Raw genomic sequence first — 25,587 nt, forward strand, 5'->3', positions numbered from 1 at the left:
CCGAGCGGCTACACGTGAGCGTGCGGCAGATCGAACGGCTTGTCATGCGTTATCGTGCGGACGGTGCACGCGGTCTGGTGTCCGGCAAGCGCGCACGCACGAGTAATCACCGGTTGCCGGACGGCGTGGCGCAGCGTGCGCTCGCGCTGATCCGTGAGCGCTACGCCGATTTTGGCCCGACGCTGGCGTGCGAGAAATTACGGGAATGCCACGGCATTGAACTACTCAAACGAATCAGACGTTGCTCCATATTTCAAAAATTGTTGACCTTCTTAAACATTAATCAACGTTTTGAAATTTTTGTGCCAATAGCGTAGTCCCAACGTGCCCGCGCGCGCGTGCGCGCAATAATCCGGCATCAAGGAATCGACGCCTCTCTCATGATCGAACAATACGACGCGCAGCTTTCCGCCAAACTATTCGCAGGCGAGATCGACGAATGTTTCCGCTTTCTCGACGAGCGCGCCGCAGAGGACAGCCACCTTTCGGACTACTGGCATTGGCGCGCGGTCACGCATCTGCGAGGCGGAGATTTCAAGGAGGCGCTCGAGATTTGCTGCCGGCTTACGCGTGAATCGGAGTTCGGTTACCAGATTCATTGCATGAGCGATGTATGCGCGCACCTCGGCCTGAAAGAAGTCGCGCTCACCCTGATCGAATACTTCGCGCGCAAACCTTCCACCGTGCCCATCGGCGCCTTCTTGTGGCGCGTCTACGGCTGGCACTACCTTGGCGAGGTCGCGCGCGTCCTCCAGTTGAGCGCGGAAGGCATCGACGAACATTCGGCGTGCGTGCTCGGCCACCACCAGGGGCGCAGCGCGATGCGCCTGAACGGCATCGCGAGCGGCGTCGAGTTGATGCATCGCCACTGGTCGTCGCACGAGGCGCGGCGCGTGCTGTTCCCGCACGTCGACGTCGAACATTATTGGTGCGGATCGCGCGCGTTGCCGGCGCACATGACGTTCGTGTCGATCGCGTCGGGCCACGGCGATCACGTCAACTGGGCGCGCTACGCCGGAGCGCTTCAGGCACTGGGCGTGCAGATCACGTACGCCGACGGCTCCGATCACACGTATCGTTTCGTGATGCCCGAGGCCGAACGGCAACGAGACGCCGAAGCCATGCGCGCAGCAGGTTTCGTCGTGGCGCCCGATGGCTCCCAGTGGACGGAGCCTTTCGCCCTCTTCACCGCACTCTTCCCGGTGCTCGGCTATGCGTCCACGACGCGCTACATCGAGCCAGTCGATGCCAGCGCCACCGATGCCGTCGTCGATGAAATGCGACAGCGCGCGGCTGGACGACGCTGCGTCGGCATCTTCTGGTCCTCGTGCGAATCGGCGAACAATTTCGCCAATCGCAGTCTCAGCCTGCCCGATCTCGCGCCGCTTTTGGACAGTACGAACGATATTCACTGGGTCATCATGCAGCGCGGTTTCGAACGCAAGCGCTGGCTGAACGACCCGCGCGCGCACGATTTCGAGCGCTTCACGACGCTGCCCCCGGACATGACGCTCGCGCAGAGTGTGAGCATCATCGACAGACTCGATGCGTTCGTCGGCAACGACGGCGGACTGTCCCATATCGCGGGCGCGCTCGGCAAGCGCTGCTATCTGTTCCTCAATCAGGTAGCGGATTGGCGCTACGACAGCGATCCGCATCGCACGCCGTGGTATCCGACGATGCAACTGGTGCGCGCCCGTCGCCTCGGCGATTGGGACGATGTCGTGCGCAAGCTGCAACAGCATCTCGTCTCTGACATGCGCTGACGGTCGTGCAAACGGGTTAGCGATGCGTTGCCGGCTGGCCCCGCCCTGCGCCGCTGCAAAGCACGACCTCGACGATTGCCGCGCTCGAAAACATCAGCGTTCCTGACCAACTATCCGCGGCCGGCTTCATACTCGCCCAACCGCGGACAGCCGATCAAACCCGATCCACTACGCGAAGCGCGCCGCGAGCGTCTGCGGAATCGGGCTGCGCCGCGTGAGCGCGCACGTCGGCATGTCGTGGCGCGGGCCGCGCACGTAACTTTCCAACTGGTCGATGGCGAACTGCTGTTCCTCGATCAGATGCCGCACCATGTCGCCGATCGAAATCATGCCGACGAGCCCTCCGCCCTCGATCACCGGCAGATGACGAATGCGGTGCCGCGTCATCAGCGCCATGCATTCGTCGGTGTTCGTTCCGAGTCTCACGGCCATCACGGGCGCGGTCATGATTTCGCACACCGTGGTCGTGCGTGAGGCCTTGTCCTGCAGGATCACCTTGCGCGCATAGTCGCGCTCGGTGACGATGCCGCACACCGCGTCGCCCACCATGACGACGAGCGCGCCCACTTCCGCCCGCGACATCTGCGCCACTGCTTCGTACACGCTCGCCTCCGCGTCGATGGTGTGTACCGTCATGTCGCTTTTCGCCTTCAGGACTTGCTTCACCGTTGACATTTGCCGTTCTCCGTTGCTGTTTTCCGTAGCGTTTCAAAGCCTGCCCATGAGCCTCATGTTTTCGCGTTCAATCGAAATCGAAAAGGTCACCGAGAAACGATTTCTTGCGACGCGCGTGTTCACGCTTGCCGCGCTGATCGCCGTATTGATAGTCGTCGTGGCGATGGGTGCGGTGCTCGCGCTCGTGGCCGCGCTCGTGCCACTCCTCGCGTCCGCCCGCCTGCGCTTCGGCCGCCGACGCCTGCGCCGCGCGCCGGATGATCTGATCGAGTTCTCCACGGTCGAGCCATACGCCGCGGCATTGCGGGCAATAGTCGATCTCGATGCCCTCGCGCACGGTCATGAGCAGTTCGGTATCGGGGCACACGGGGCATTTCATGTCGATTCCTTTCTGATTGCTTTCGATGAAAGTCAATCTAACGGAAGAATCGAGATCGAAAAATGGGAGATTTTGAGCGCTTCAGTTCGGAAAAACCGAAGTAAGCGGCACACATCGGAGGATTGGCCGCGCGGGCGCGCATAGACTGCTCACGCGTGCTCGGAGCGGTACACACTTGCGATCCATCTCAAAACCCCGCAAGCTCTCGGTTTGAAACGGCGCGCGTCGCGCGCGCCGCAACCGCACACCAAAGGCCCCACGATGCCCGACAAATCGATGAGCGAAGAACGCGGCGGCGCCGAAACGCCCGATCTCCTGTATCTGCTGCAAGGCGCCGATGAATTCAGCCGCCTCGTTTTCCCCGACAGCGAAGCCCTTTTCAAGAGCCTAGCGCGGCGGCAGGCGCCGCACACACTCTTCATCACCTGCGCGGATTCCCGTGTCTCGCCGGAAATGATCACGCAGACGCGCCCCGGCGAACTCTTCGTATGCCGCAACATCGGAAATATTGTGCCGGCCTATGGCGAAATGCTCGGCGGCGTATCGGCGGTCGTGGAATATGCGGTGCTCGCGCTCAACGTGCGGCAAATCGTGATTTGCGGGCATTCGGACTGCGGCGCGATGAAAGGCCTCGCGTCCGGTGCAACAATCGCCGATGAAATGCCTACCGTCCATGCGTGGCTGCGCAATGCCGAAGCCGCACGCAGCGTCGTGATGGCGAGAAAGCTGGAAGAAGAGCGCATCGTCCAGGCGATGGTCGAGGAGAACATCCGCCTCCAACTCACTCACCTGCGCACGCATCCGGCGGTCGCCGGCAGGCTCGCGCTCGGCAAGCTCCAGGTGCAGGGCTGGGTCTACGACATCGGACGCGGCAAGGTGTCGGTCTTCGACGAAGCCGACAGCAAGTTCGAATCGCTGGAAGAAGCGCGCCTGCGCATGCTGCGCAAGGACGCGCGCTGATGCTCGCGCGACGCCGCGCGTGCTCCACGCGCGGCACGTCGTCGCTTTACTGCGCGCCCTTCTTCGCGGCTAAATCCTGCGCCATTTTCAGGTGCTGCTGAATCGTCGGCAGCGCTTTTTGCGCGGCCTGCTTGAGCTTCGCGTTCTGGCCTTCGTTCGCCTCCTTCTGGAAGACCTGCACCGCCTCCTCATGCCCCTGCACGCCCACCTTCTGGATGTACGCGGTATCGAATTCCTTGCCGTGCAACGGCTTCAGCGAGTCGAGCACCGACGTATCGGAGTTGTTCCTCGGCACCGTGACGCCGTGCGGCGCGGCCATCTTCAACTGCATCGCGAGCTTGGTGTGATCGGCCATCATGTGATGGGCGAAGCTTTTTACGTCCTTGTCCTGCGATTGCTTCGTGGCGAGCTTGGCGGCGTCGATCTCGGTCGATCCCGCCGCCGACGCGGCCTGCACGAACGCCTTGTCCACGGGCGCCAGGTCGTTCGCCATGGTCGTGCTTGCCGCCTCTGTTTGTGCGAGCGCGCCGAGCGGCAGCGTCGCGATGAGCGCCGCAGCGAGTGTCGTGCGCAGTTTTGCATTGCGATTCATGAGAATGGCCTCCTGAGCAGTTGATTCCCGATTGATTCCCGATCGATTCCCGGTTGATTCCCGATTGATCCGTTTCATTCGAGCAATGAAGGTGCCACGGCCTTTTCGCAGCCGGAACAAAAGCGCTGGCGTCTCGATTGCTAGACTGACTGGATCAGCGATCTTCTTCGAATGGAAAACGTCATGCCTGTCTACGATTACGAGTGCGCGGATTGCGGCGCATTCGAAGCCGTCCGCCGCATCGCCGAGCGCGACGATCCCGCGGCCTGTCCGCACTGCGGCGCGACGGCGGCACGCGTGACCATCGGCGCACCGAGCGTGGGCGGCGCGAGTTCATCCGGCGACGTCGCGGAGGGTGCCGGCAGCTACGGCATGTCGCATCGAGGCGGCTGCTTCTGCTGCCGCTAGCCCCGCTACGCCGCCACCGCGGGCACGGCCATTGCAAAGCCACCGTGCCGAACGTCCCGCGCATGGCGGGCGTATCATGCAAGACGACGATGCGCGGTGCGCAAGGCCGCGCGCAGTCGAGGGCATCGCCATCGCGGGCCGCTGACAGTTGCGGTTTTAGCGGTGATTGCGCTTAACGTGTTCCGATCGGATAACAGGAGGTGATAAGGATGACGATAGAGTTCAGCGGGCGGCGTCATGTCGTGGCGGCAGCGCGTGTCGCTTTCGAGGCCAGCGTGGACGGCCGCGAGGTATGGTGCAGCGTCTCCCTCGATGCGCTCAACGATCACTTCGGCAACAGCGGGACGTCGTCGCACGATCTCCTCTCCGCGTTCGAAGGAGGACGCGTGCAAATAGAAGACGCGGCCCGGCGAGCGCTCGAGCGCAACCACGGCCAGTCAGTCGAACTGGAAACCAGCGATTTCAAGGCATCCCGGGCGGTCTGAAGCATCGGGTCAGGCGGCGGCTCGTCGGCCGGCCGCCTGCGTCAGTCGGCATAGAAGCACTTCAGTACGTCGATCATCCACCATACCGGACAGGGCGTTCTGCAAAAGCCGTCGTAGCCGGCAGCACAGAGCGCATCGCGCGGGTCGCGTTGGGCATCGGCGGCCAGCGCGATCAGCAACTCGACTTCGCCTTCCATCCGATCCGCCGTCAATGCGGCGCGCAGCGCGCGCGCCAACGCGTGATCGTGCGCGTCACCGATGAGCGTATCGACGAACAGCACTTGGGGCCGCCAGTTGCAGAGAAACTGAAGGACGCCGGGCGCATTGCCGATCTGCAAAGCCTCGAACCCGCGCATCGCGAGCAGCAGCGCGAACGAATCGCCGACGTTCGTTTCCGAATGTACGAACAACACCCTTCGCGGACCGGCGAGCGCGGTGGTGACCGGGTTGAATATTTCGCACTTCTCGGTGCGGATGTCGTACGAACGTTCTTCCATGTCGGCCCGGCACCGCGAAAAAGCACATGCCGGTACCTCTAGTTCAGCAAGGATGAGGCCCGCTGTCATCCGCGAGGAGCCGCGAGAACCCGGTCGGCGGCTCGTTCAACGCGCGGCCAGCAGACCGACGATCAAGCCGCCGACCGCCGCCAGCGCGATCGACTTCCAGGGGTTTTCGTGCACGTAGTCATCGGTGCCTTCCCTTGCCTGCCGATAACGTGTCGCAACGACATCCTGAGCGCCCGCCAGCACGTCGCGCGCGCGGCGCGGCATAGGCCGGGACGGATGATACTGACTGCCCAGCCCCGCGCACGTCGTGGCGGCGGGCTGCGCGAGCACGGTCGGGCTGTCGCCGCCTTCGAGCACGCTGCCGTGCACGTGATACGGCGCGTACGCCGCCGGCTCGTGCGCCGTGGCCGGCGTAAGCGGCGTCACGCTCGCGCCCTGTCCGTGCGCCATGCCGGGCGCGAGCGCCGCTTCCATCGCGCTTTCGACCGACTTGCGGGTGAGCGGCGGATCGCCCGCCTGCATCGAATGAATCGGGGATGCGCTGCCGTTTGCATTGTCCATGGCTTTTCTCCGGTTGACTGCGTCCGTCGCATTGCAACATCCGCTATCCAACTTTCAATACAGCAAGAGTCGCACCGAATCCACATGCCGGCAACCCGCGTGCAAGCCGCCACGCACCCCGTGCCGCGCATGGCAATTTTTCTCACATAACGGTGAGAATTGCTCGTTTGTCGGCGTAAGCGCACGCGCCTACGATGCCGGCGTAGAGCGAAGCCGGGCGAGCGTCCCGAAAGAAGCGGCGAAGCCGAAACCACGCCGGCAGCGCTGCATCTTTCGTTTCACGCCGGGCCGAAACGTCGGGCCGCCACACGCCGATACGATGGCTTCGCCTCCCGACTCCTTTTGCGAAGCCCGCCATGAAGCCCGTCAATCTCGCTCAACTGTTCATCCTCGCCGCGCTGTGGGGCGGCTCGTTCCTGTTCATCCGCGTCGGCGTGACCGATCTCGGCGTCGCGCCGCTGATGGCATTGCGCGTCGGCATCGGCGCGTTATTTCTGCTTCTGATGCTCGCCTTGCGCGGCACGGCGCGACAGGCTTTCTCGACGATGCGCGAGCGCGCGTGGCCGCTTATCGTCGTGGGCGTGCTCAACTCTGCCGCGCCGTTCTGTCTGTTCGCTTATGCGGAGCTGACGTTATCGGCGGGCGTCACGTCCGTCATCAACGCGACGACGCCGCTCTGGGGCGCGCTCGTCGCGTACCTATGGCTCAACGACCGGCTCACGGGCATGCGCGTGGCCGGCCTCGCGATCGGTTTCGCCGGCGTGCTCGCGCTCGTCTGGAACCAGATGTTCGCGCACGACGCGAGCGCCGCGCCCGTTTCGCCGATGGCCACCGCGCTCGCCGCGCTGGCCGCGCTCGCGGCGTCCGCGAGTTACGGCGTGGCCGCGAGCTATACGAAAAAGCATCTGATGGGCGTCGATTCGCTGACGGTCGCCGCCGGCACGATGAGCGCGGCCACGCTCGTGCTCCTGCCGTTCGCGCTCTTCTTCTGGCCCGCGGGGACGGTATCGCTGCACGCGTGGGGCGCGGTGCTCGGACTGGGCGTCGCGTGCACCGGCGTCGCCTACATGATGTTCTTCCATCTCATCGCGGTGGCTGGGCCTGCGCGCGCGATCACGGTGACCTTTCTGATTCCGATTTTCGGGATCCTGTGGGGCGCGCTGTTTCTCGCCGAGCGTGTGTCGGTGGGGATGGCGGTGGCGTGTTCGATCGTGCTGATCGGCACCGCGCTCGCAACGGGCGTCGTCAAGCGCGTGCCGTTGCTCGGCGCGCGCCGGACGTCGTGCGCGAAGGAAAGTAAGGCCTGAGGCGGTCAGTGCCAGTGACGTGCGAGCGGCCCGTCTTCTCCGGCAACCGGATCGCTGCTCGGGAAAGGCAACGCTTCCATCGCGATGCGTTCGGCCTCGCTGATCGCATCGCGTCGAATATCCCACTGCTGGCCGGGCGGATACGCGCCGACCACCTGAAATCGGCGGCCTGCCGTCAGCAGACAATGGCCGGTGCCGGCGGGGAGAACGAGCGCATCGCCGGCGCTGACTGCGATCACGCGGCCGTGCGGACCGCCGAGAATAAGCTCAGCGTCGCCGGAAGCAATGCCGAGCGCCTCATGCGCCGTCGAATGAAAATGGTGATAGTCGAAAACGCTGTCGCGCCATTGCGGCGGCCAGCCGTTCTGCGCGAACAAGGCTTCGAAACGCGCGGCGCAATCGCCTTTCGGGTCGACCGCGCCGCGCCACACGAGTACCGGCAGACGTGAATTGTTCGGCACCCAGCCGTTGGGCGGCAGCATGAAGTCTTCGCAGCGCGCGCCTTGCGCGAGCAGGTTTACGGTTTGTTCAGCCATCTCGCGCATTCTCCCGAAGAGTCTGGGAAAACGCAGCAACGGCCGTTCCACTTCGTCTCGAGCCGCTTCAACGCCCGTGCCAGTGTCCGCCGCCGTTAGAAAAGCCGATGCCGAGCGACACCGACGGCGCCGTGTAATACCCGGGCCCATATCCGTAGCCATAAGCGGGCGCGTAGCCATACGCCGGCGCGGGCGCATAGCCATAAGGCGGCGCATAGACGCAACCGCCGAGCCCCGCGGCCAGCACCAATGCGACAGGCGCGATCAGCGCCCTGGTTCGAGTTCGAATTGAATTTTTCATGATGATGCCCTGCTTCCGGTTGTCTTCGGCTTACCAGTGGCGATAGCCATAGCCGCCGTGATGCGCATACCAGTCGCGGCGTCCCCAGTAGCGATAACCATCCCAGTACCGGTCGCCATGCCAGCCGACGACAACCGCGGGCGCAGGCGTGACGACGACCGGCGCCGGCTGATACACGACTGGCGGAGGCGGCGGCGCCTGATAAACGGGCGCAGGCGCGGCATACACCGGCGCCGCATAGACCGGCGCGACCGGCACCCCGAGATTTACACCGACACTCACGCCCGCCGACGCGGCTTCGCAAACGAGGCCCGCCGACAACGCGACTCCGATCCCGACCAAGCTCCTGATATTAATTTCGTCCTCTTCCGAGAAGTCGATCAAGCAGACCGCGATGCGATCCTGAATTCGCATGCAGCCATGAATCGATAGTAGCCGCGCCTCTTGCCCGCTGAGTTACAAGCCCTGTAACAGATGTGAACACTGAAACGAATGTGCGGAAAACGCCGCCGGTTGCACGCCCTTCTGCCGCCGTGGGATAGTTCCGGCTTCGTCAAACGGATGGCGGGCCAATGGACTTACTGCGCAGCATGAGGATCTTTGCGCGCGTGGCGGAAGCAGCGAGCTTCACGATCGCGGCGCAGCAAATGGACATTACGACGGCGCAGGCATCGCGCGCCGTCACCGAACTCGAGACGCATCTGCGCACGCGTCTTCTGAATCGCACGACGCGGCGCGTCGCGCTCACCGACGCCGGCAACCGTTATCTGACCCGCTGCAAGGAGGTGCTCGAGCTCGTCGATCTCTCCGAGGCCGAAGCGGGCGACGCGCAGGTCTCGCCGAGCGGCGTGCTGCGTATGCATGCGCCGATCACCTTCGGCCAGCATTACGTCGTGCCGGCGCTCACGCGCTATCTGGAGGAGCATCCGCAGGTGCGCGTCGAGCTGACGCTCTCGCAGCACGTGCCCGACATGCTCGACGAAGGCTTCGACGTCTTCCTGCAAGTCACCACGTCCACCCTGCCCGACTCGGCGCTCGTTTCCACGAAAATCTGCTCGATGCCGAGCGTTCTCTGCGCGTCGCCCGGCTATCTGAAGCGCGCGGGCGCGCCGCAGCGCATCGAGGATCTGACCGATCACACGTGCCTGCAACTCGTGACGACCTTCTTCCCGGTCGACCGATGGGTCTTCGAAGGCCCGCGCGGACAGGTGGAAGTGGAGCTCGAGCCCGGCCGGCTGCGCGTCAATTCCGCCGACGCGCTCGCCGTCGCCTTGTCGAACGGCCTGGGTATCGCCCCGTTGCCGATGCTCGCCGCGCTCCCGTGGCTGCAAAGCGGCGCGCTCGTGCGCGTGTTGCCCGAATGGGAACTGCAGACCATGACGATCTACGCGATGTATGCGTCCCGCCAGTATCTCGATGCGAAGATCCGCACGTGGGTTGCGTTCCTGCGCGAGTTCGTCGAAGGCACGCTCGCGCGCGAGCCGGCGTGAACGTCATATAAACATCGCATCCCTAAGACAAATAACGCGCGGGATGCGCTCAAACATTCTCTAAACGCGTAGTTGCAAGCATGGTTCGGAACACTAAACTGCTTGATGGTGCGCCTGCATTTGGCGACGACGATGCAGCGCAACAGAAAGGAGTCTGCCGACATGATCAAGGCTCTGCGCGCAAGCCCCGCCTCCTCCGCGCTGCGGCTGTGCTCCATCACGCTCCTGAGCGTGTTCTTCACGTTTGCGCACGCGGAGCCGACCGGCGCGCGCATCGTCGCGGGCTCCGGCTCTGTTACGAGCGCGGGCGCGAATACGTCCATTCAGCAGAATAGCGGCCGGCTGGCGATCGACTGGCATTCATTCAGCACGCGTCCCGGCGAATCGGTCACGTTCAATCAGCCGGGCGCGAACGCGATCGCGCTCAACCGCGTCGTCGGGCCGCACCCTTCGGCGCTCTTCGGCAAGCTCGACGCGAATGGACAGGTTTTCATCGTCAATCCGAACGGCGTGATTTTCGGGCCCGGCGCGCAGGTCAACGTCGGCGGATTGCTCGCGTCGACGCTCGATTTGTCGGCGAACGACTTCATGAGCGGCCATTACACGTTCGCGGGCGGCGAGCGCCACCATCATCATCGCGGCGGTGGCGCGGTCGTCAATCTCGGGACGATCGAGAGCGCGCCCGGCGGCTATGTCGCGTTGATCGGCACGCGCGCGATCAACGCCGGCACGATCGACGCGCCCGGCGGTTTCGCCGCGCTCGCGGCGGGCGAACGCATTGCCGTCACGCTCGGCGACCACAGCATGATCGGCCTGTCGGTGGAGCGCGGCGCGCTGAATGCGCTCGCCGCCAACCACGGGCTGATTCAGGCCGACGGCGGCCAGGCGTGGCTCGCCGCGAGCGCCGAGGATGCGCTGTTCGCCAACGTCGTGAACAACACAGGCATCATCCGCGCGCGCAGCGCCGTGCACCAGAACGGCGTGATCCGGCTCGTCGCGGACACGGGCGTCGTGCAGGTCGGCGGCACGCTCGACGCATCCGCGCCCAATGGCGGCAAGGGCGGCGTCATCGAGACGGCGGGCACGCAGGTGCGCGTCGCGCCCGATGCGCAGGTCACGACGGCGGCGGCCTCGGGACAGACCGGCACGTGGCGCATCGCGAGCGACTTCGCGGCGCTCGTCGGCGCGGACGATCCCATCGGACGGCGTTTCGGCACGATTCAGAGCGCGACGCTCTCGCGCGTGCTCGAATCGACCAATGTGTCGATCAGCGCCGCATCGCCTTCGGGCTTCGAGCCGTTCGGCTTCGTCCTGATCGATGGCCCGGTCGCGTGGCGCGGCGCGAATACGCTTTCGCTCGCGGCGCAAAGCGGCATCCGGCTCCACGCGCCCATCAGCGCGCCGCGCGGCACGCTCTCGATGACGACGGGCGGCACGGCCACGCAGCGCGCGCCCATCGAAGTAGCCAATGTCGCGCTGCGAGGCGGCACCGGCGCCTATCGACTGACGAACGCGGGCAATCGCATCGGCACGCTCGCCGCCGACGCCGGTTCGATCGCCCTCGACGATAACGCGCCGCTCACCATCGGCGGCGTCGCGGGTTTGACGGGCGTCTCGGCGAGCGGCGCGGTGACGCTCGCGGCGCCGTTGCTCACGCTCGCCGCGCCGATCGCGAGCCGCGCGAGCGGCACGGCCATCACGCTCGCGGCCGCGACCTTCGTCAACCGCGCGGGCGCGCGTGCCCTTTCCTCGCCGAACGGACGCTGGCTCGTCTACTCCGAGGCGCCCGATGCGGACGCATTCGGCGGTCTGCAAAGCGGCAATCTCGCGCTCTGGGGCGACGCGTACACGGGCGGCGCCGATGCGCGCGCCGCAACGTCCCCGGGCAACCGTTTCGCGTTCAATGCGCTCCAGCAAGTCACATTGACGGCGATCAACATCGACGTGCCGTTCGACATGCCCCGCACGCTCGGACCGAACGACGTCACGCTCGCGCTGCGCTACAACGGCGCGAACTATGGCGGCGCATTCGCCGACAGTCCGACGAAGCACGAACCTTTCGTCTTCACGGTGACGAGCACGGGCGCGGTGCCGGGCGCCGCGGTCGGCACCTACGCGATCACGATCACCGCGACGGGCGGCCCCACGGGCTACAAGATCACGACGCAAGGCGGCACGCTGCGCATCGCCGGCGCACCCGTGCAACCCGTGACGCCGCCCGTGCAGCCGGTGGCGCCGCAAGTGCCGCAAACGCCGGGAACCGCCGTCACAACCGCCGCGGTGCTGCCCGGCATTCTCGATTCCGTACGCACCGACGCCGCCAATCCCGCGCCTTTGTCCAATGCGACGCCCGGGCTTCAGCCCGAGTCGGCGCCGCTCGTGCAGCAGCGCACCGATTCGTCGAGCGACGGCAGCCGCCTGCCTGACGACGCATGGCCCGGTCACGTATGCCGCATGTGAAGCCCAGGCGCGTGCGACGCTTCGGGCCCCGCGAACGACGCCGCAGCGGCGCAGGCCGCCGGCTCGCCGTGCTTTTCGCGACGCTCGTCGCGGCGACGGCGCGCGACATGCGCGAGGCGCACGCGCAGGCACTGCCGAACGCGGGCAGCATCCTGCGCGAACAGCAGCAGCAATCGCCCGCGCCCGTGCCGCCCTCCGACCTTCGCCTGAACGTGACGCCCGCGCCCGGGCCGCCGCCCGCGTCGAGCGCGCCCGGCGGCATCCGCTTCGAGGTGAAAGGCTTCGAGTTCACCGGGAACACGCTTTTTCCGGCCGCGACGCTGCTCGACGTCGTGCGCCCGCTCATCGGCGCGGACCGTTCGCTGGACGACCTAGAAAGCGCGGCCGATCGCGTCAGCGCGTTTTATCGCCGGCATGGCTATCTGGTCGCGCGGGCCTACGTGCCGCCGCAGCAGATCGACAACGGCATCGTGCGCATCGCGCTCAGCGAGGGGCGCTATGGGCGCATCGGCATCGACAATCGGTCACGCACGCGCGATACGGTCATCGCGCGCTTTTTCGGCGGGCTCGAACCGGGCGACGTGATCGACGAGCACGCGCTGACCCGCGCCACGCTGCTCGCGCAGGACGCGGCCGGCACGACGGGCGCGAACGCGACGATCTCGCCCGGACTGCTTCCCGGCACGTCCGACATGACGCTGCAGGTGCCGAAGGCGCGGCCCCTGTCGGGCAGCATGCAGGCCGACAACTACGGCCAGACGACGACCGGCACCGCGCGTCTCATCGGCGCGCTGCAATGGAACAATCCGCTTGGCATCGGCGATCAGCTGGGCGCGCGGCTGCTCGGCTCGATCACCGGGCAGTTCTACGGCAACATCGGCTATACGGTGCCGCTCGGCGGCAGCGGCCTCGCGTGGGGCATCGGCTATACCCGCTCGACTTATTCGGTCGGCGGCCAGTTCGACGAACTCGACGCCTACGGCAGCGCGAACGTCTTCTCGACGTTCGTCAGCTATCCGCTGCTGCGCGCGCCCGCGGCAAACGTGTACACGACCCTCGGCTACGACCACAAGCTGCTGTCGGATCATCTGGGCGCGTTCGATTCCGTGAGCGACAAAACGAGCGATGTCGCGCGCCTCGGGCTGTCGGGCAATCTGACGCTCGAAAAAAGCATCACGACCTTCGACACGGGCATCCAGCAAGGCAACCTGCGCTTCAAGTCGCCGCAGCCGGAGCAAGTCGCCTCGCAGATCGCCGGCTCGTTCACGAAGTTCGTCTTCGCCGCCACGCATACGCAGGTGATCGGCGATCAGGCCAACGGCACGCAACTCTACTTCTCGCTCAGCGGCCAGGCGACCTCGCGCAATCTCGACTCGTCCGAACAGATCTCGCTCGGCGGCCCCTACGCGGTGCGCGCCTATGCGACCGGCGACGCGCCCGTCGACGAAGCGTATATCGCGACCTTCGAAGTGCGTCAGACGCTCAGGCAATCGCTCGTGCCGGTGCTCGTCACGCTGGCCGGTTTCATCGATACCGCCGCTGGCAGGATCGTCGCGCATCCGGTCGTGCCCGGCAGCGATCACGTGAGGCTGTCGGGACTGGGCGTCGGCGCCACCTTCACCGCGCCGCATGCGTTCCTGCTGTCGATGTCGTATGCGCACACCCTCGGCTACGTCCCGCCGACCCTCGGCACGGGCCACGCGAACCGCTTCTGGGTCGCGCTCACGAAGTCCTTCTGAAACCGATCATGACGCGCGCCCGACGATTCCTCCCGCTTCTGCTTCTCCTTCTGGCGATATCGGTGCGCGTGGCGGCGGCCGAGCCGGTCGCCACCATCACGGCGCTCGTCGGCAATGTCGCGATTCAAGGCGCGAACGGCGCGCAGCGTGTGGCGGCGGTCGGCGGCAACATCGAAAACGGCGACACCGTGCAGACGGGCGTCGCGTCCGAGATCGTGATGATCTTCACCGACAAGCAACGCGTGTATCTGAAGCCCGGCTCGGTCTTTCGCGTCGACGATTTCCGCTACGCGGCGAACGCGCCGCAGGAAGACCGCAGCTTTCTCTCGCTCGTGAAAGGCGGATTGCGCGCCGTGGACGGGCTCGTCGCGAAGGAAGGCAAGCCGGAGAACTATCGCGTGAAGACGCCGACTTCGACCATCGGCATACGCGGCACCGAATATTCCGTGACGGACTGCGCGAACCTCGAACCCGGCGGCAATGCGGATTGCAAGGGCGATCAGATCGTCGTCTATGACGGGCAGATCGTCGTGATCAATCAGGTGGACCGGCAGATCGTGCGCGCGGGCGAAGGCACGATCGTCATCAGCGCGCGCTCGCCGTTCGGGGTGCTCCCGGCGTCGCGCGTCACGCCGGTGGTGCCCTCGGCGGCGTGCCGCTAGCGGGAGCCGCGATGAGCGAGAACGCGAGCCGCGACACGAAACTCATGCGCGCGAGGCCCGATGCGAGCGCATCGAGCGGTCGCTCGGCCATCGCGGCGTTCGGCGTCGATGCCCTCGCGGGCGTGCTCACCGCGCTGCTCGCGCTCGCCTACGCCGCCGGCTATGGCGCGACGATCTTCTCGGCCGGGCTCACGCCGTGGATCTCCGCCGGCATGCCGACTGCGCTTCTGAGCTGCGTGATCGTCGCGTTCGTGGTCGCGCTGACGAGTTCGGTGCCCTTCATGATCGCGGGGCCGGATTCGAACGCGACGGCGCTGCTCGCGGGACTGGCCTCGTCCGTCGCGCTGTCGGTGCATGCCGCGGGCGGCGACGACGGCGCCGTGCTCGCCACCGTGCTGATGCTGATTGCGGTGTCGTCGCTGACGACGGGCGCGCTGCTCTTCGCGCTCGCGCACTGGAAACGCGGCAACCTGATCCAGTACATCCCGTTTCCGGTGATCGGCGGCTTTCTCGCGGGCACCGGCCTGCTCTTGCTCGAAGGCGCGCTGCGCGTGCTCACCGATGCGCCCGTCGGCGCCGCGACGCCGCGTCTTTTCATGACGCTGCCGTGGCTCGCGAGCGTGCCCGCGCTCGTCGTGGGGGTCGGCCTCTTCGTGCTCACGCGCATCACGCCGCTGTCGCGCTACGTGATCGTGTTGCCGTCGATGATCGCGCTCGGCATCGTGATCTTCTACGGCGGGCTGCACGGAGCGGGCAAGAGTCTGGAAGACGCGCGCCGCATGGGGCTGCTGTTTCACTACGAGTCGATCACCGGCATGCGCCTGCCGTTCTCGCTGCTGCACGACGCCTGGCTGCCGACGCTCGTCTCGCGCACGCCCGAGATTCTCGCCGTCGCCGCTGTCTCGTCGATGACCGTGCTGCTCAACGCGACGAGCATCGGCGTGACGACCTCGCGCGATGTCGACTTCAATCGCGAGATGCGCGCGGCCGGCATCGCGAACGTGCTGACCGGGCTCGCGGGCGGACTCGTCGGCGCGCAGTCGATGACGCGCACGATCACCAACTGGCGTCTCGGCGTACGAGAGCGGCGCGCGGGCGTGCTGGCGGCGCTCTTCTGCCTCGTCGTGGTCGCGCGCTTTCCGAGCCTGATGGCGCTGTTGCCGAAGCCCGTGCTCGTGGGGCTGCAGATCTTCATCGGCGCGGCCATGCTGAACGAATGGCTCATCAACTCGTTGCGGCGCCTGCCGTGGCACGACTATCTGCTGATTCCCGCGATCATGGCGATCATCGCCGTGTATGGGATCGTCGCGGGCGTGCTCCTCGGCGTGGTCGCCGCGTGCATGCTGTTCGTCGTGCGCTATGGCCGCGTGAGCTGCTTTCGCCTCGAATTCGACGGGCGTGGCCGGCGCTCGAACGTCGAGCGCACCGTCGACGAAAGCCGCGCGCTCGATGGCGAGGCGCGCGCGCTCTACGGCGTCGCGTTGCAGGGGTTTCTGTTCTTCGGCACCGCGTATTCGATCCTCACGCATATCCTCGCACGCCTCGAAGCGAGCGCCGATGCCCCCGATGCACGCCCGGGCGTGCGCTTCGTGCTCGTCGATTTCGCGCGCGTGCATGGCGTCGATGCGTCGAGCACCGCGAGCTTCGTGAGGCTGCGCGAGGCCTGCGCGCGCGCGAACGCGCAGCTCGTTTTGACCGGCCTTTCGCCGGGGCTGAAGGCGTGGTTCGCCAAAGGCATCACCGATACGAAACGCGCGAGCGGCCCGCATGAATTCGCCGATCTGGACAGCGGCCTCGAATGGATCGAAACGCAGATGCTGCGCGCGCTGGATCCGTCGCGTGCGACGCGCGCGGGCGGGTTCGCATCGACCTTGCCCGACACGCTCGACGCGCTGCGCCCGCATCTCGACACGCTCGCGCTCGCGCCCGGCGAGTACGTGTTCCGGCAGGCCGATCCGGGCGATTCGATCTATTTCGTCGAAACGGGACGCGTGACGGTGGCGCTCAGCGTCGGCGAGGGGCGCACGTTGCGGCTGCGCAGCTTCGGCGCGGGCACGATCGTCGGCGAAATGGCCGTGTACACCGGCGCGCGGCGCAGCGCGGACGTCGTCGCCGACGAGCCGACCGTCGTGCTGCGCCTCGCGCTCGCGACCCTGAAGCGACTGGAAAGCGACGATCCCGCGCTCGCCGCGCGCATGCACAAGTTCGTCGCGCGGGTGCTCGCGGCGCGGCTCGTCGCCGCGAACGAGCAGATCCGGGCCGCGCAATGAGTGCGCGCGAACTCTTTGCGTCCGTGCTCAAACGCTCGGGCGTGCGTTGGGTTCTGGGCCTCGCGATCGTCGTCGCGCTCGCGGGGCACGCGCTCGCGCGCTACGACATCCGCTTCATCGATTCGCTGGCCGCGATGCTCTACGACGCGAAAGTGCGCCTCTTCATGCCGCGCACGACCGATGCGCGCATCGCGATCCTCGACATCGACGAAAAAAGTCTCGCGGAACTCGGCCGCTGGCCGTGGAATCGCGCGCGCATGGCGACGCTCGCCGATACGCTGTTTTCGCGCGAGCATGTCGCGGTGCTCGGCTTCGACATGGTGTTCGCGGAAGCCGACGCGAGCTCGGGCCTCGCCGTGCTCGACGAGCTCGCGCGCGGCCCGCTCGCGGACAACGCCGCTTACCGGCAGGCGCTCGAGCGGCTCGCGCCGCGTCTGGATTACGATCAGCGCTTCGCCGATGCCCTCGCGGGTCGTCCCGTCGTGCTCGGCTATTACTTCTCGAATCGGGACGCATCGAGCGGCGCGATTCCGTCGCCGCTGATGAACGAGCGCGCGTTCGGCACGCATCCGTTCACGCTCTTCGACTGGACGGGCTATGGCGGCAACCTGAGCGCGCTGCAAAGCGCGGCGCGGCGCGCGGGTTATTTCAATCCGGTGATCGACTTCGATGGCTCCGTGCGCCGGGTGCCGCTCATCAGCGCATTTCGCGACGGCGTGTACGGCGCGCTCTCGCTCGAAGTGTTCCGCGCCCTTTTAGGCGATGCCTCGGTCACACCCGTTTTCGACGATCCGTCCGATCCAACGTCACCGCTCGCCGGACTCGCGCTCACGACGCCGCGCGGCACGCGCGTCATTCCCGTCGATGAGAACGGCGCGGCACTCGTGCCTTATCGCGGCACGACGGGCAGCTTCCCTTACTACTCCATCGCCGATGTGCTCGGGCAGCGCATTCCGGCGGGCGCGCTCGCGGGCAAGATCGCGCTCGTCGGCACGACGGCGCCGGGGCTGATGGATCAGCGCACGACGCCCGTCGGCGAGGTGTATCCGGGTGTCGAGGTGAACGCGAACCTCATCGCCGGCATGCTCGACGGCACGATCCGCTTCGAGCCGCCTTTCGCGGCGGCGTTGCAGGCGTCGATGCTCGTGCTCGCCGGCCTCGCGATGATCTTCCTGTGGCCGTGGCGCAGCCCCGCCCGCGCGACGCTTTCCAGCGCGATGCTGTTCGCTGCGATCGTCGCGGCGGATCTCTTCGCGTTCGCGCGGCTCGGCTGGTCGATTCCCGTGGCGTCCCTGCTGCTTGCCGTGCTCGCGCTCCATGTGCTCAACATGTCCTACGGCTATTTCGTGGAGGCCCGCGCGAAACGCTATTTCGCCGCGCTTTTCGGGCAATACGTGCCGCCGGAACTGGTCGAGGAGATGAGCCGGCATCCCGAGGACTACAGCATGGCGGGCCGTCGCGCGGAACTCACCGTGCTCTTCTGCGACGTGCTCGGCTTCACCGCGATCGCCGAGACACTGGAGCCGGAAGCGCTCGCGCGGCTGATGAACGAGTATCTCGGCACGATGACCGAGGTGATCCGCGCGCATCGCGGCACGCTCGACAAGTACATCGGCGATGCGATCATGGGCTTCTGGGGCGCGCCCGTCGACGATCCGGATCATGCGCGCCATGCGCTCGCCGCGGCGCTCGGCATGCGCGCCGCGCTCGTCGAACTGAACCGCACGCTCACGGCGCGCGGCTGGCCGACCTTGTGGATCGGCATCGGCATCAATACGGGACCGATGACGGTCGGCGACATGGGCTCGTCCGTGCGCAAGGCGTACACCGTGATGGGCGATGCGGTGAACGTCGCGGCGCGGCTCGAAGGACTGACGCGACGCTTCGATATCGACATCATCGTCGGCGAGGCGACGCGCGAGCGGGTGCCGGATGTCGTATTCCGCGAGATCGATCGCGTGCGCGTGAAGGGACGCGTCGCACCGATCGCGGTGTTCGAGCCGCAGCCGCCGCACGAACATGCCGATGCGCTCGCGCGCTGGCACGCGGCGCTCGCGCACTATCGCGCGCGCGAGTGGGACGAAGCGCAAACGCTACTCGCGACGCTCGCGGCGCAGTATCCTGAGCGACAGGTGTATGCGATCTATCGCAAGCGTATCGATGCGCTGCGAGGCGTCGCGTTGCCCGAGGACTGGGACTGCGTAAGCGCATTCGATACGAAATAGACCATCAGGCGGGGCGCATCATGAAGGTTCGGGTACTCGGCTGTAGCGGCGCGATCAGCAGCGGCCCGGTCGCGGCGAACGACGCCGGCGGCACGACCGCGCTGCTCGTCGATCACGACATCATGATCGACGCCGGCACAGGCGTCGCTGTTCTGACCGACGATGAGCTCGCGCGCGTCGATCATGTGTTTCTCACGCATTCGCATCTGGATCACATCGCGTATCTGCCGCTCATGATCGATGCCGTGGGCGATGCCCGCGACGCGCCACTGATCGTCCACGCGAGCCGCGCGACGCTCGACATCCTGCAGGCGCATATCTTCAACAACCTGATCTGGCCGGACTTCACGCGCATTCCTTCGCCGCAGGCGCCGGGCGTGCGGTTCAAAGCACTGGAGGTCGGCGAGCGCATTACGTTGAATGAGCGCACCGTGACGGCATTGCCTGCGCGACATACGGTGCCGTCGATGGGCTTCGCGGTATCGAGTGAGACAGCGTGTCTGGCTTTCAGCGGCGATACGACGACCAATCCCGCGTTCTGGGCGGCGATTTCGGCGTTGCCCGGATTACGCCATGTGATCGTCGAGACCGCGTTTCCTGATGCGCAGATCAAGCTGGCGCATGCGGCGCATCACTACTGCCCGAGTCTCATGGCGGATGATGTGCGCGGCGTCGAGATGAAGGCCGAATTGCTGATTTCGCATCTGAAACCGCCGCACGGCGCGCAGATTCTCGATGAACTGCGCGCCGCGTTGCCGGGAGTGTCGCTACGTGCGTTGCGCTCTGGCGAGGTGTTGATCTTGTGACGTCCCGCCGATAGTTGCATCGCTAATCGATTGCATCAGCGCTCAACGTGAGCCTGCTACGGCACGGCTTTCGATGGAGCGCACGTTGTCCTTGAGCGGTGTCACATTCGCGGGCGCGGCAGGCGTTGAGACCGGCAACAGGGTGCCTCGTGCAATCGCCCGCAGCGTCCCCGCGATCATGAGACCGATCACGACGTTCGCCACGACGAACGCCGCCGGCGCGATCCACACCATCGGCCCCGTCGCGCCGCGTTCGAGCATCCGGATCGCCATCGTCGGCAATGCGGCCGCGCCGAAGCTGAAGGCCCAGTACGAAGGCGTGAATGCGGTTTGACGAATCCACGGGACGAGACGCGTCAGCATCAGCGCCTGATAAAGACCGTAGCCGAGCAGCATGTAGGCGAACATATCCGGTACGCCATGCGTCATCGCGAGATACGACACGCCTCCGACGACCGGCGGCGCAAGCTGAATGCCGAGGCTCGGGCGCAGCGCTTCGGGCAGTGGCTCATGCACGGCGGCGCGATGCAGCACGATGGATTCGATCGCGAGCCACGAGAACACACCCGCGCCGAAGAACAACATGCCGAGTTGCGTGAAGCCGAGACCGGCCGCTGCCGTTCCTGCGACGAAGCTCGGCGCGACAGTCGGCAGATAGATCGCGGGCGTGATCAGCTCGGGCTTGCGGCCGCCTTGCCAGAACCGTCCTTGCAGATACGCGCCGAGCGCAAGCGAGCTCACCGCGCCAATCACGAAGAGCGCGATGGCGAAATCGCGCGAATATGCTTGCACGGCTTGCGCGGCGAGCATCGTCGATACCGGCACGAGGGCCGCGAACGAAGACTGCACCGGATGACGCATCTCGGCGACGGCCGCGTCGCGTTGCACGAGCCACTTGCGCCCGTAGGCGACGAGATACGCGAGCCAGACGACGAGCGCACTCGCCGTCAGCAGCGCGGGCACCGCCTCGGGAATCGTCCATACGCGGGCGGCCGCGCGCCATGCGCCCGCGAGCGCGAGCGAACCGACGGCGATGCCGAAGAACGCGACCGGCATCGGTGCATGATTGTTCGTACCATTGTTGCTGTCCATTGCCCTTCTCCGTAAATTTTCCGACGAAAGCGAAGGAGCGCGCTCGTCGTGTCGTTGGAGAAAGGTTAAGGGCGGCGGCCTTCCGCGCGAATGTCGCAGCGTCTCGTTGCGCTGCTCGCGCGTCTCAAATCATTCGCCGCCGCGCAGCTTCACGGCGATGTCGTGCCAGTCCTGCACCGCGTGCTTCAATTCGCGGCATAGCCTGGGGTCGAGCGCATCGAGACGTGACCACAAGACATCGAGCGACTTTTCGCGCGCCTCGAACACGGCTGCCGCCGCGAGCTTGCTCGCACCGGAGAGGCGCGCTTGCGCATCGACGCACTCCATGTACAGATGCGCGAGATGCGGATCGGCAAGCTCGACAGGACGTAGATGAACAGCGGTGAAGCGTGACTTCATGATGATTCCCCGGCTCTCTTTTAGTTATCGGCGTGAGTGCTTTCGCCTCGCGATTGCGCGACAGTATGAAGGTCCGGCGAATCCCCTGACAAGCCCATTCATCGCCGCTACGTGCGCTTCGGATCGGCAAACGTTTTCGTATCGGCACGTGCGATACACTCCGGCCAACGCGATAACATTCCCGTCATGAACCGGCCGACTGATTCCACTTCACGTTCTTCATCGACGCCCACGCAAGGTGCGCACGTCAAGCGGCGCGGCCCCTTGCGCGCCCTCTTCGCGCTGCGTCATTCATGGGCCGGCATGGCCGCCACATGGCGTGAGGAAAGCGCGTTTCGCCAGGAAGTGTGCCTCGCGATCGTGCTGCTGCCGATTGCCGCGCTCGTCGGCGTGAGCGCCGCGGAACGTGTGCTGCTCGCAGGATCGGTGCTGCTCGTGTTACTTGTCGAACTGCTCAACTCGAGCATCGAAGCGGCGATCGATCGCATCTCGCTCGAACGTCACGAACTCTCCGGACGGGCGAAGGATTGCGGCAGCGCCGCCGTCACGATCGCGCTCCTGATCGCCGCGATGACCTGGGGCGTGATCTGCGGCCCGCTCGCGTGGCACTGGCTGCACGCGCATCCATAAGCAACGAGGCCGTTTGCGCGCGGCGAATCACTTCGATACGAATGCATCGATATGCCGCGCAAGCGACGTGAGCGAGCGGCATGGGTTTCATCGAAGGCTCCGGGCGGAATAAAAAACGCAACGCGCGTCACGACAGCGGGGAATAATAGGCGGCGGATCGTGGGCCTTCAACAAGAGCTTAAGAAAAAGGAGTTCAAGCAGATGAATGGACTTTTCCGCTCGTGTTTTCTTCCCGCTGCCGCACTGGCGCTCGCCGCGTGCAGCACGCCCGTCGAGTTCTCGGCGAGCGCGAACCCGCCCTCATGGAACGATGCCAACGCCGATGCCGATTTCAGCGGCATGGACAATTCGATGTCCGCGTGCAAGGCCGCCGCGAAGAAAGCCGGCGCAGGCCGCTGCGTGCAGGTGCGCGCCTACGAGGCGTGCATGAAGGACAAGGGCTACATCACCGTGCTCGGCCCGGAGAATCCGCCGAACTGCGGCCAGCCCGAATGGGAGCAGGACGTGCGCAAGTGGATCAAATGAAGTCGTTCTATTGTCGATTCGCCATGCGCATCAGCACGACGTAGAGCAGCGCGCCCGCGGCCGCGCCGATCAGCCAGCCGAGATTGTTCGGCGGCAGAAGCTTTAGCATTTGGGTCGACAGCTCCCAACCGACCGAGATCGCGCCCGACAAGAGGAGCGCCGCGAGCCCGACCTTGTTCCAGCCGCCATCGTAGTAGAAGCGTCCGCCGGGCTGCATCGTGTAGAGATCGGCGGTCTTGACCTGCTGGCGCTTCACGAGATAGTAGTCGGCCATCATCACGCCGTACATTGGCGCGAGCACGGCGCCGAACACGGACACGAAGATCGTGATCGCCTTCGGGCTGTCGACGAAGATCCACGGGCACACGATCACCGCGAGTATCGACGCGATCAGGCCGCCCTTCTTGAAGTCCACATGCTTCGGGAACAGATTGGCGATGTCATAGGCGGGCGAGACGAAGTTAGCGACGATATTGATGCCCATCGTCGCGATGATGAAGGTGATGCTGCCGATCGCGACCCACACCTTGTTCTCGATGCGCGAGACGATCTCGACCGGGTCCATGATCATCGTGCCGAACACCTTTTCGCTGCCCGCTGTGACGATCACCGTGATGATTGCAAACGCAACGAAATTGAACGGCAAGCCGAGAAAATTGCCGATCTTCATCTGCCGCTCGCTCTTCGCAAAGCGCGAGAAGTCGCCGAAGTTCAGCAGCAACGCGGCGAAGTAGCTCACGACGAGCAGGGTCGCGTTGACCATCGCGTGCAGTTGCTCGTCGCCGGACAGCACCTTGCCCGAAAGCGTGAGATTGAGGCTGCCGAGACCCGCGCGGTACAGGATCCAGCCCATCAGCACGAACATCACGACATACACCGCCGGCCCGCAGAAATCGATGAACTTGCGGATGATCTCCATGCCGCGCTGAAAGATGATGAGCTGCAGCAGCCACATGAAAAGAAAGCTCACCCAGCCGAGCATGTCGAGGCGCAGAAAGCTCGTATCGCGCCACGCGGCGACCGACGGCACGAACAGAAGCAGCAGCGTCGCGACCGCCTTCGACGCGAAATACGTCTGCACCCCGTACCACACGATGCCGACCACGCCGCGGATCAGCGCGGCGAGATTGGCGCCCATCACGCCCATCGAGACGCGCGCCATCACGGGAAACGGAATGCCGTGCCTGAGGCTTGGCTTGCCCACCCAGTTCATCAGCACATACACGATGAGAATGCCGATGGTGAGCGCGAGCAGCACCTGCCAGCCGGAGATGCCGAGCAGAAAGAGGCTCGCGGCGAAGGTATAACCGCCGACGCTGTGCACGTCGGACATCCACATCGCGAAGATGCTGTAGCCGGTCCAGGTTCGCTTCGCGCGCGGTACGGGCGCGAGATCGTGGTTGTAGAGGCGTTCGTCGGCGTTGACGATTTCGGCGTCGGCGCCGAGCGCGTCGGCGGCGGAGGTTGCGTGGGATGCGGCCATGATGTCCTCCTGTGCCTTCGACGGGCGCGTGTTATGTACCTAGATTAATCCATCCAAAAGATGAAGGTGCATGCGGCAGTGCGCTGCGTCGCGGCATATTAAAGTCCGGCCGTGCGGCTGCCGTTATGTGAACCATGAGAAAACGACGCCTTAATTCCCGCGACATGAACGACGCTTTCGCCGCCGCAGCCGAGGCGCTCGCGCTTTTCTGCCGATTGCGCAACGTCGACGCGACCGAGCTTCCCGCGGGGGAAGTCGACACCCTGCTCGATCTTGCGTTCGAAGAAGCCGCGCAGCAGGCGGCCGCACGCAGCGAGGCGCGTCGCCCGGGCTGACATCTTCCGTGCGCGCGAGCGCATACGGGAGCGATACTTGCTCGTCCGGACAAGATGGGCAGCATCGCGCCGCGGAGGTTCCATGTCGAAGATTCTGGGCCCCGTGCTGGGCCCGCAGGTGAAAAGCGTCGCACGTCATCCTTTCGCCTTCGCGATGCGCACGCTGCGGGCTTTTCGCGCCAATCAGGGCATGCTGCTCGCGGGCGCGGTCGCGTACTACGCGCTTCTGTCCATCGTTCCGCTGCTGATCCTGATCGTGATCGTGCTGTCGAAATTCATCGGACAGCAGCAATTGCTCGACACACTCGCGCATCTGCTCGAATGGCTCGTGCCCGGCCAGGCGCGCGCAGTGGTACGTGAGCTCGCCAACTTTCTCGCCCATCGCGCGGTGCTCGGCTGGCTTCTGCTCGTCACGATGATTTTCTTCAGCTCGCTCGCTTTCACGGTGCTGGAGAACGCGATGTCCGTGATCTTCGTGCATCGCGTCGCGATCCGGCGGCGGCATTTTCTGCTCTCGGCGCTCCTGCCGTACTGCTACATCCTGTTTCTCGGCGTCGGCATGCTGATCGTCACGCTCGTCTCGAACGGCTTGCAGGCGATGGGCAGCAATAGCGTCGATCTGCTCGGCGTCGAGGTGTCGCTCAAAGGCGTGTCGCGGGTGTTGCTCTATCTGCTCGGCGTCGCCGGTGAGATTTTCGTGCTCACGTCGATCTATCTCGTGATGCCGGTCGGAAGGCCGTCGCTGCGGCTCGCGCTGCTCGGCAGCGTGACGGCGGCCGTGCTCTGGGAAATCACGCGCCACGTGCTCGTGTGGTACTTCGCGACGCTCTCGCAAGTGAGCGTCGTGTACGGCTCGCTCACGACGTCGATCGTCGTGCTGTTCAGCCTCGAAGCGCTCGCCACCCTGCTGCTCTTCGGCGCGCAGGTGATTTCCGAATTCGAGCGCTTCGGCATCGAAGGCAATGCGCCGCCGCAGCCTTTCACCACCGGCTGAA

The 25,587-nt window shown here is 65.5% G+C and carries 27 protein-coding genes and 1 pseudogene; 17 read left to right on the plus strand and 11 right to left on the minus strand.

Annotated features, from left to right (window positions below; genetic code table 11):
* Positions 1 to 224 (plus strand): annotated as a pseudogene (locus NCR38_RS06750) (transposase); the annotation flags it as partial.
* Positions 225 to 380: 156 nt separating this feature from the next.
* A complete protein-coding gene (locus NCR38_RS06755) occupies positions 381 to 1,766 on the plus strand; it encodes a glycosyltransferase family 9 protein (RefSeq protein WP_250476652.1) in 1,386 nt (461 codons plus the stop codon).
* A gap of 168 nt (positions 1,767 to 1,934) precedes the next feature.
* On the opposite strand, the gene NCR38_RS06760 is transcribed toward NCR38_RS06755, so the two are convergent.
* Positions 1,935 to 2,441: a CBS domain-containing protein gene (locus NCR38_RS06760; RefSeq protein WP_061117318.1), complete on the minus strand. Its 507-nt coding sequence runs from the start codon at positions 2,439 to 2,441 to the stop codon at positions 1,935 to 1,937.
* A 67-nt stretch (positions 2,442 to 2,508) separates the two neighbouring features.
* Positions 2,509 to 2,820, minus strand: coding sequence for a zf-TFIIB domain-containing protein (locus NCR38_RS06765; protein ID WP_061117610.1), 312 nt, complete (start codon positions 2,818 to 2,820; stop codon positions 2,509 to 2,511).
* A 276-nt stretch (positions 2,821 to 3,096) separates the two neighbouring features.
* Between NCR38_RS06765 and NCR38_RS06770 the strand changes: the two genes are divergently transcribed.
* Positions 3,097 to 3,780, plus strand: a complete 684-nt coding sequence (locus NCR38_RS06770) for a carbonic anhydrase (protein WP_250476653.1) — start codon at positions 3,097 to 3,099, stop codon at positions 3,778 to 3,780.
* A 46-nt stretch (positions 3,781 to 3,826) separates the two neighbouring features.
* Here NCR38_RS06770 and NCR38_RS06775 read toward each other — a convergent pair whose 3' ends face one another.
* Positions 3,827 to 4,372 carry a DUF4142 domain-containing protein gene (locus NCR38_RS06775; RefSeq protein WP_061117317.1) on the minus strand — a complete coding sequence of 182 codons (546 nt, stop codon included), beginning with the start codon at positions 4,370 to 4,372 and terminating at the stop codon, positions 3,827 to 3,829.
* A gap of 183 nt (positions 4,373 to 4,555) precedes the next feature.
* On the opposite strand from NCR38_RS06775, the gene NCR38_RS06780 reads away from it, so the two are divergent.
* A complete protein-coding gene (locus NCR38_RS06780) occupies positions 4,556 to 4,780 on the plus strand; it encodes a zinc ribbon domain-containing protein (protein WP_061117608.1) in 225 nt (74 codons plus the stop codon).
* Positions 4,781 to 4,989: 209 nt separating this feature from the next.
* On the plus strand, positions 4,990 to 5,265 hold the full coding sequence (locus NCR38_RS06785; RefSeq protein WP_061117316.1) for a DUF1488 domain-containing protein: 276 nt from the start codon (positions 4,990 to 4,992) through the stop codon (positions 5,263 to 5,265).
* A 41-nt stretch (positions 5,266 to 5,306) separates the two neighbouring features.
* On the opposite strand, the gene NCR38_RS06790 is transcribed toward NCR38_RS06785, so the two are convergent.
* Positions 5,307 to 5,762 (minus strand): response regulator, encoded by a 456-nt coding sequence (locus NCR38_RS06790; RefSeq protein WP_250476654.1) that lies wholly within the window; start codon positions 5,760 to 5,762, stop codon positions 5,307 to 5,309.
* Positions 5,763 to 5,867: 105 nt separating this feature from the next.
* Complete coding sequence (locus NCR38_RS06795; protein ID WP_250476655.1) at positions 5,868 to 6,332, minus strand: YqjD family protein; 465 nt, start codon at positions 6,330 to 6,332, stop codon at positions 5,868 to 5,870.
* Positions 6,333 to 6,688: 356 nt separating this feature from the next.
* On the opposite strand from NCR38_RS06795, the gene NCR38_RS06800 reads away from it, so the two are divergent.
* Positions 6,689 to 7,639, plus strand: coding sequence for a DMT family transporter (locus NCR38_RS06800; protein WP_250476656.1), 951 nt, complete (start codon positions 6,689 to 6,691; stop codon positions 7,637 to 7,639).
* A 5-nt stretch (positions 7,640 to 7,644) separates the two neighbouring features.
* Here the strand turns inward: NCR38_RS06800 and NCR38_RS06805 are convergent, their stop codons facing one another.
* From NCR38_RS06805 to NCR38_RS06815, 3 genes are all read right to left on the minus strand, one after another.
* On the minus strand, positions 7,645 to 8,175 hold the full coding sequence (locus tag NCR38_RS06805) for a cupin (protein ID WP_250476657.1): 531 nt from the start codon (positions 8,173 to 8,175) through the stop codon (positions 7,645 to 7,647).
* Positions 8,176 to 8,242: 67 nt separating this feature from the next.
* A complete protein-coding gene (locus NCR38_RS06810; protein WP_061117312.1) occupies positions 8,243 to 8,476 on the minus strand; it encodes a hypothetical protein in 234 nt (77 codons plus the stop codon).
* Between the two features lie 30 nt (positions 8,477 to 8,506).
* Entirely contained in the window at positions 8,507 to 8,833 is a 327-nt protein-coding gene (locus tag NCR38_RS06815; protein ID WP_250476676.1) for a hypothetical protein, read from the minus strand.
* A 215-nt stretch (positions 8,834 to 9,048) separates the two neighbouring features.
* On the opposite strand from NCR38_RS06815, the gene NCR38_RS06820 reads away from it, so the two are divergent.
* From NCR38_RS06820 to NCR38_RS06850, 7 genes are all read left to right on the plus strand, one after another.
* Positions 9,049 to 9,966: a LysR family transcriptional regulator gene (locus NCR38_RS06820; RefSeq protein ID WP_250476658.1), complete on the plus strand. Its 918-nt coding sequence runs from the start codon at positions 9,049 to 9,051 to the stop codon at positions 9,964 to 9,966.
* Positions 9,967 to 10,128: 162 nt separating this feature from the next.
* Positions 10,129 to 12,426, plus strand: a complete 2,298-nt coding sequence (locus NCR38_RS06825; RefSeq protein ID WP_250476659.1) for a filamentous hemagglutinin N-terminal domain-containing protein — start codon at positions 10,129 to 10,131, stop codon at positions 12,424 to 12,426.
* Positions 12,399 to 14,165: a ShlB/FhaC/HecB family hemolysin secretion/activation protein gene (locus tag NCR38_RS06830; RefSeq protein ID WP_250476660.1), complete on the plus strand. Its 1,767-nt coding sequence runs from the start codon at positions 12,399 to 12,401 to the stop codon at positions 14,163 to 14,165. The genes NCR38_RS06825 and NCR38_RS06830 overlap by 28 nt, the downstream gene beginning before the upstream one ends.
* An 8-nt stretch (positions 14,166 to 14,173) precedes the next feature.
* Positions 14,174 to 14,827, plus strand: a complete 654-nt coding sequence (locus NCR38_RS06835) for a FecR domain-containing protein (RefSeq protein WP_250476661.1) — start codon at positions 14,174 to 14,176, stop codon at positions 14,825 to 14,827.
* Between the two features lie 11 nt (positions 14,828 to 14,838).
* The gene (locus NCR38_RS06840; protein WP_250476662.1) at positions 14,839 to 17,097 is read left to right on the plus strand and encodes an SLC26A/SulP transporter family protein; all 2,259 of its coding nucleotides are present in this window, start codon (positions 14,839 to 14,841) and stop codon (positions 17,095 to 17,097) included.
* On the plus strand, positions 17,094 to 19,322 hold the full coding sequence (locus NCR38_RS06845; RefSeq protein ID WP_061117307.1) for a CHASE2 domain-containing protein: 2,229 nt from the start codon (positions 17,094 to 17,096) through the stop codon (positions 19,320 to 19,322). Before NCR38_RS06840 ends, NCR38_RS06845 begins: the two co-directional genes overlap by 4 nt.
* A 20-nt stretch (positions 19,323 to 19,342) precedes the next feature.
* On the plus strand, positions 19,343 to 20,128 hold the full coding sequence (locus NCR38_RS06850) for a 3',5'-cyclic-nucleotide phosphodiesterase (protein ID WP_250476663.1): 786 nt from the start codon (positions 19,343 to 19,345) through the stop codon (positions 20,126 to 20,128).
* 42 nt (positions 20,129 to 20,170) lie between these two features.
* Here the strand turns inward: NCR38_RS06850 and tehA are convergent, their stop codons facing one another.
* Together tehA and NCR38_RS06860 are read right to left on the minus strand one after the other, a co-directional pair.
* Complete coding sequence (gene tehA, locus NCR38_RS06855; RefSeq protein WP_250476664.1) at positions 20,171 to 21,220, minus strand: dicarboxylate transporter/tellurite-resistance protein TehA; 1,050 nt, start codon at positions 21,218 to 21,220, stop codon at positions 20,171 to 20,173.
* Between the two features lie 129 nt (positions 21,221 to 21,349).
* Complete coding sequence (locus NCR38_RS06860) at positions 21,350 to 21,619, minus strand: hypothetical protein (protein WP_250476665.1); 270 nt, start codon at positions 21,617 to 21,619, stop codon at positions 21,350 to 21,352.
* A gap of 186 nt (positions 21,620 to 21,805) precedes the next feature.
* Between NCR38_RS06860 and NCR38_RS06865 the strand changes: the two genes are divergently transcribed.
* A complete protein-coding gene (locus NCR38_RS06865) occupies positions 21,806 to 22,249 on the plus strand; it encodes a diacylglycerol kinase (RefSeq protein ID WP_250476666.1) in 444 nt (147 codons plus the stop codon).
* 201 nt (positions 22,250 to 22,450) lie between these two features.
* Complete coding sequence (locus NCR38_RS06870) at positions 22,451 to 22,774, plus strand: hypothetical protein (protein ID WP_061117303.1); 324 nt, start codon at positions 22,451 to 22,453, stop codon at positions 22,772 to 22,774.
* Positions 22,775 to 22,781: 7 nt separating this feature from the next.
* Here the strand turns inward: NCR38_RS06870 and NCR38_RS06875 are convergent, their stop codons facing one another.
* On the minus strand, positions 22,782 to 24,257 hold the full coding sequence (locus NCR38_RS06875; RefSeq protein WP_250476667.1) for an NCS1 family nucleobase:cation symporter-1: 1,476 nt from the start codon (positions 24,255 to 24,257) through the stop codon (positions 22,782 to 22,784).
* Between the two features lie 164 nt (positions 24,258 to 24,421).
* Here NCR38_RS06875 and NCR38_RS06880 point away from each other — a divergent pair, with 164 nt between their 5' ends.
* Both NCR38_RS06880 and NCR38_RS06885 read left to right on the plus strand, forming a co-directional pair.
* On the plus strand, positions 24,422 to 24,592 hold the full coding sequence (locus NCR38_RS06880) for a hypothetical protein (protein ID WP_250476668.1): 171 nt from the start codon (positions 24,422 to 24,424) through the stop codon (positions 24,590 to 24,592).
* A gap of 82 nt (positions 24,593 to 24,674) precedes the next feature.
* Positions 24,675 to 25,586 (plus strand): YihY/virulence factor BrkB family protein, encoded by a 912-nt coding sequence (locus NCR38_RS06885; protein ID WP_061117301.1) that lies wholly within the window; start codon positions 24,675 to 24,677, stop codon positions 25,584 to 25,586.
* Position 25,587 lies beyond the last annotated feature (1 nt).

This window comes from Caballeronia sp. INML1, from assembly GCF_023631085.1.
Lineage (GTDB): Bacteria > Pseudomonadota > Gammaproteobacteria > Burkholderiales > Burkholderiaceae > Caballeronia > Caballeronia turbans.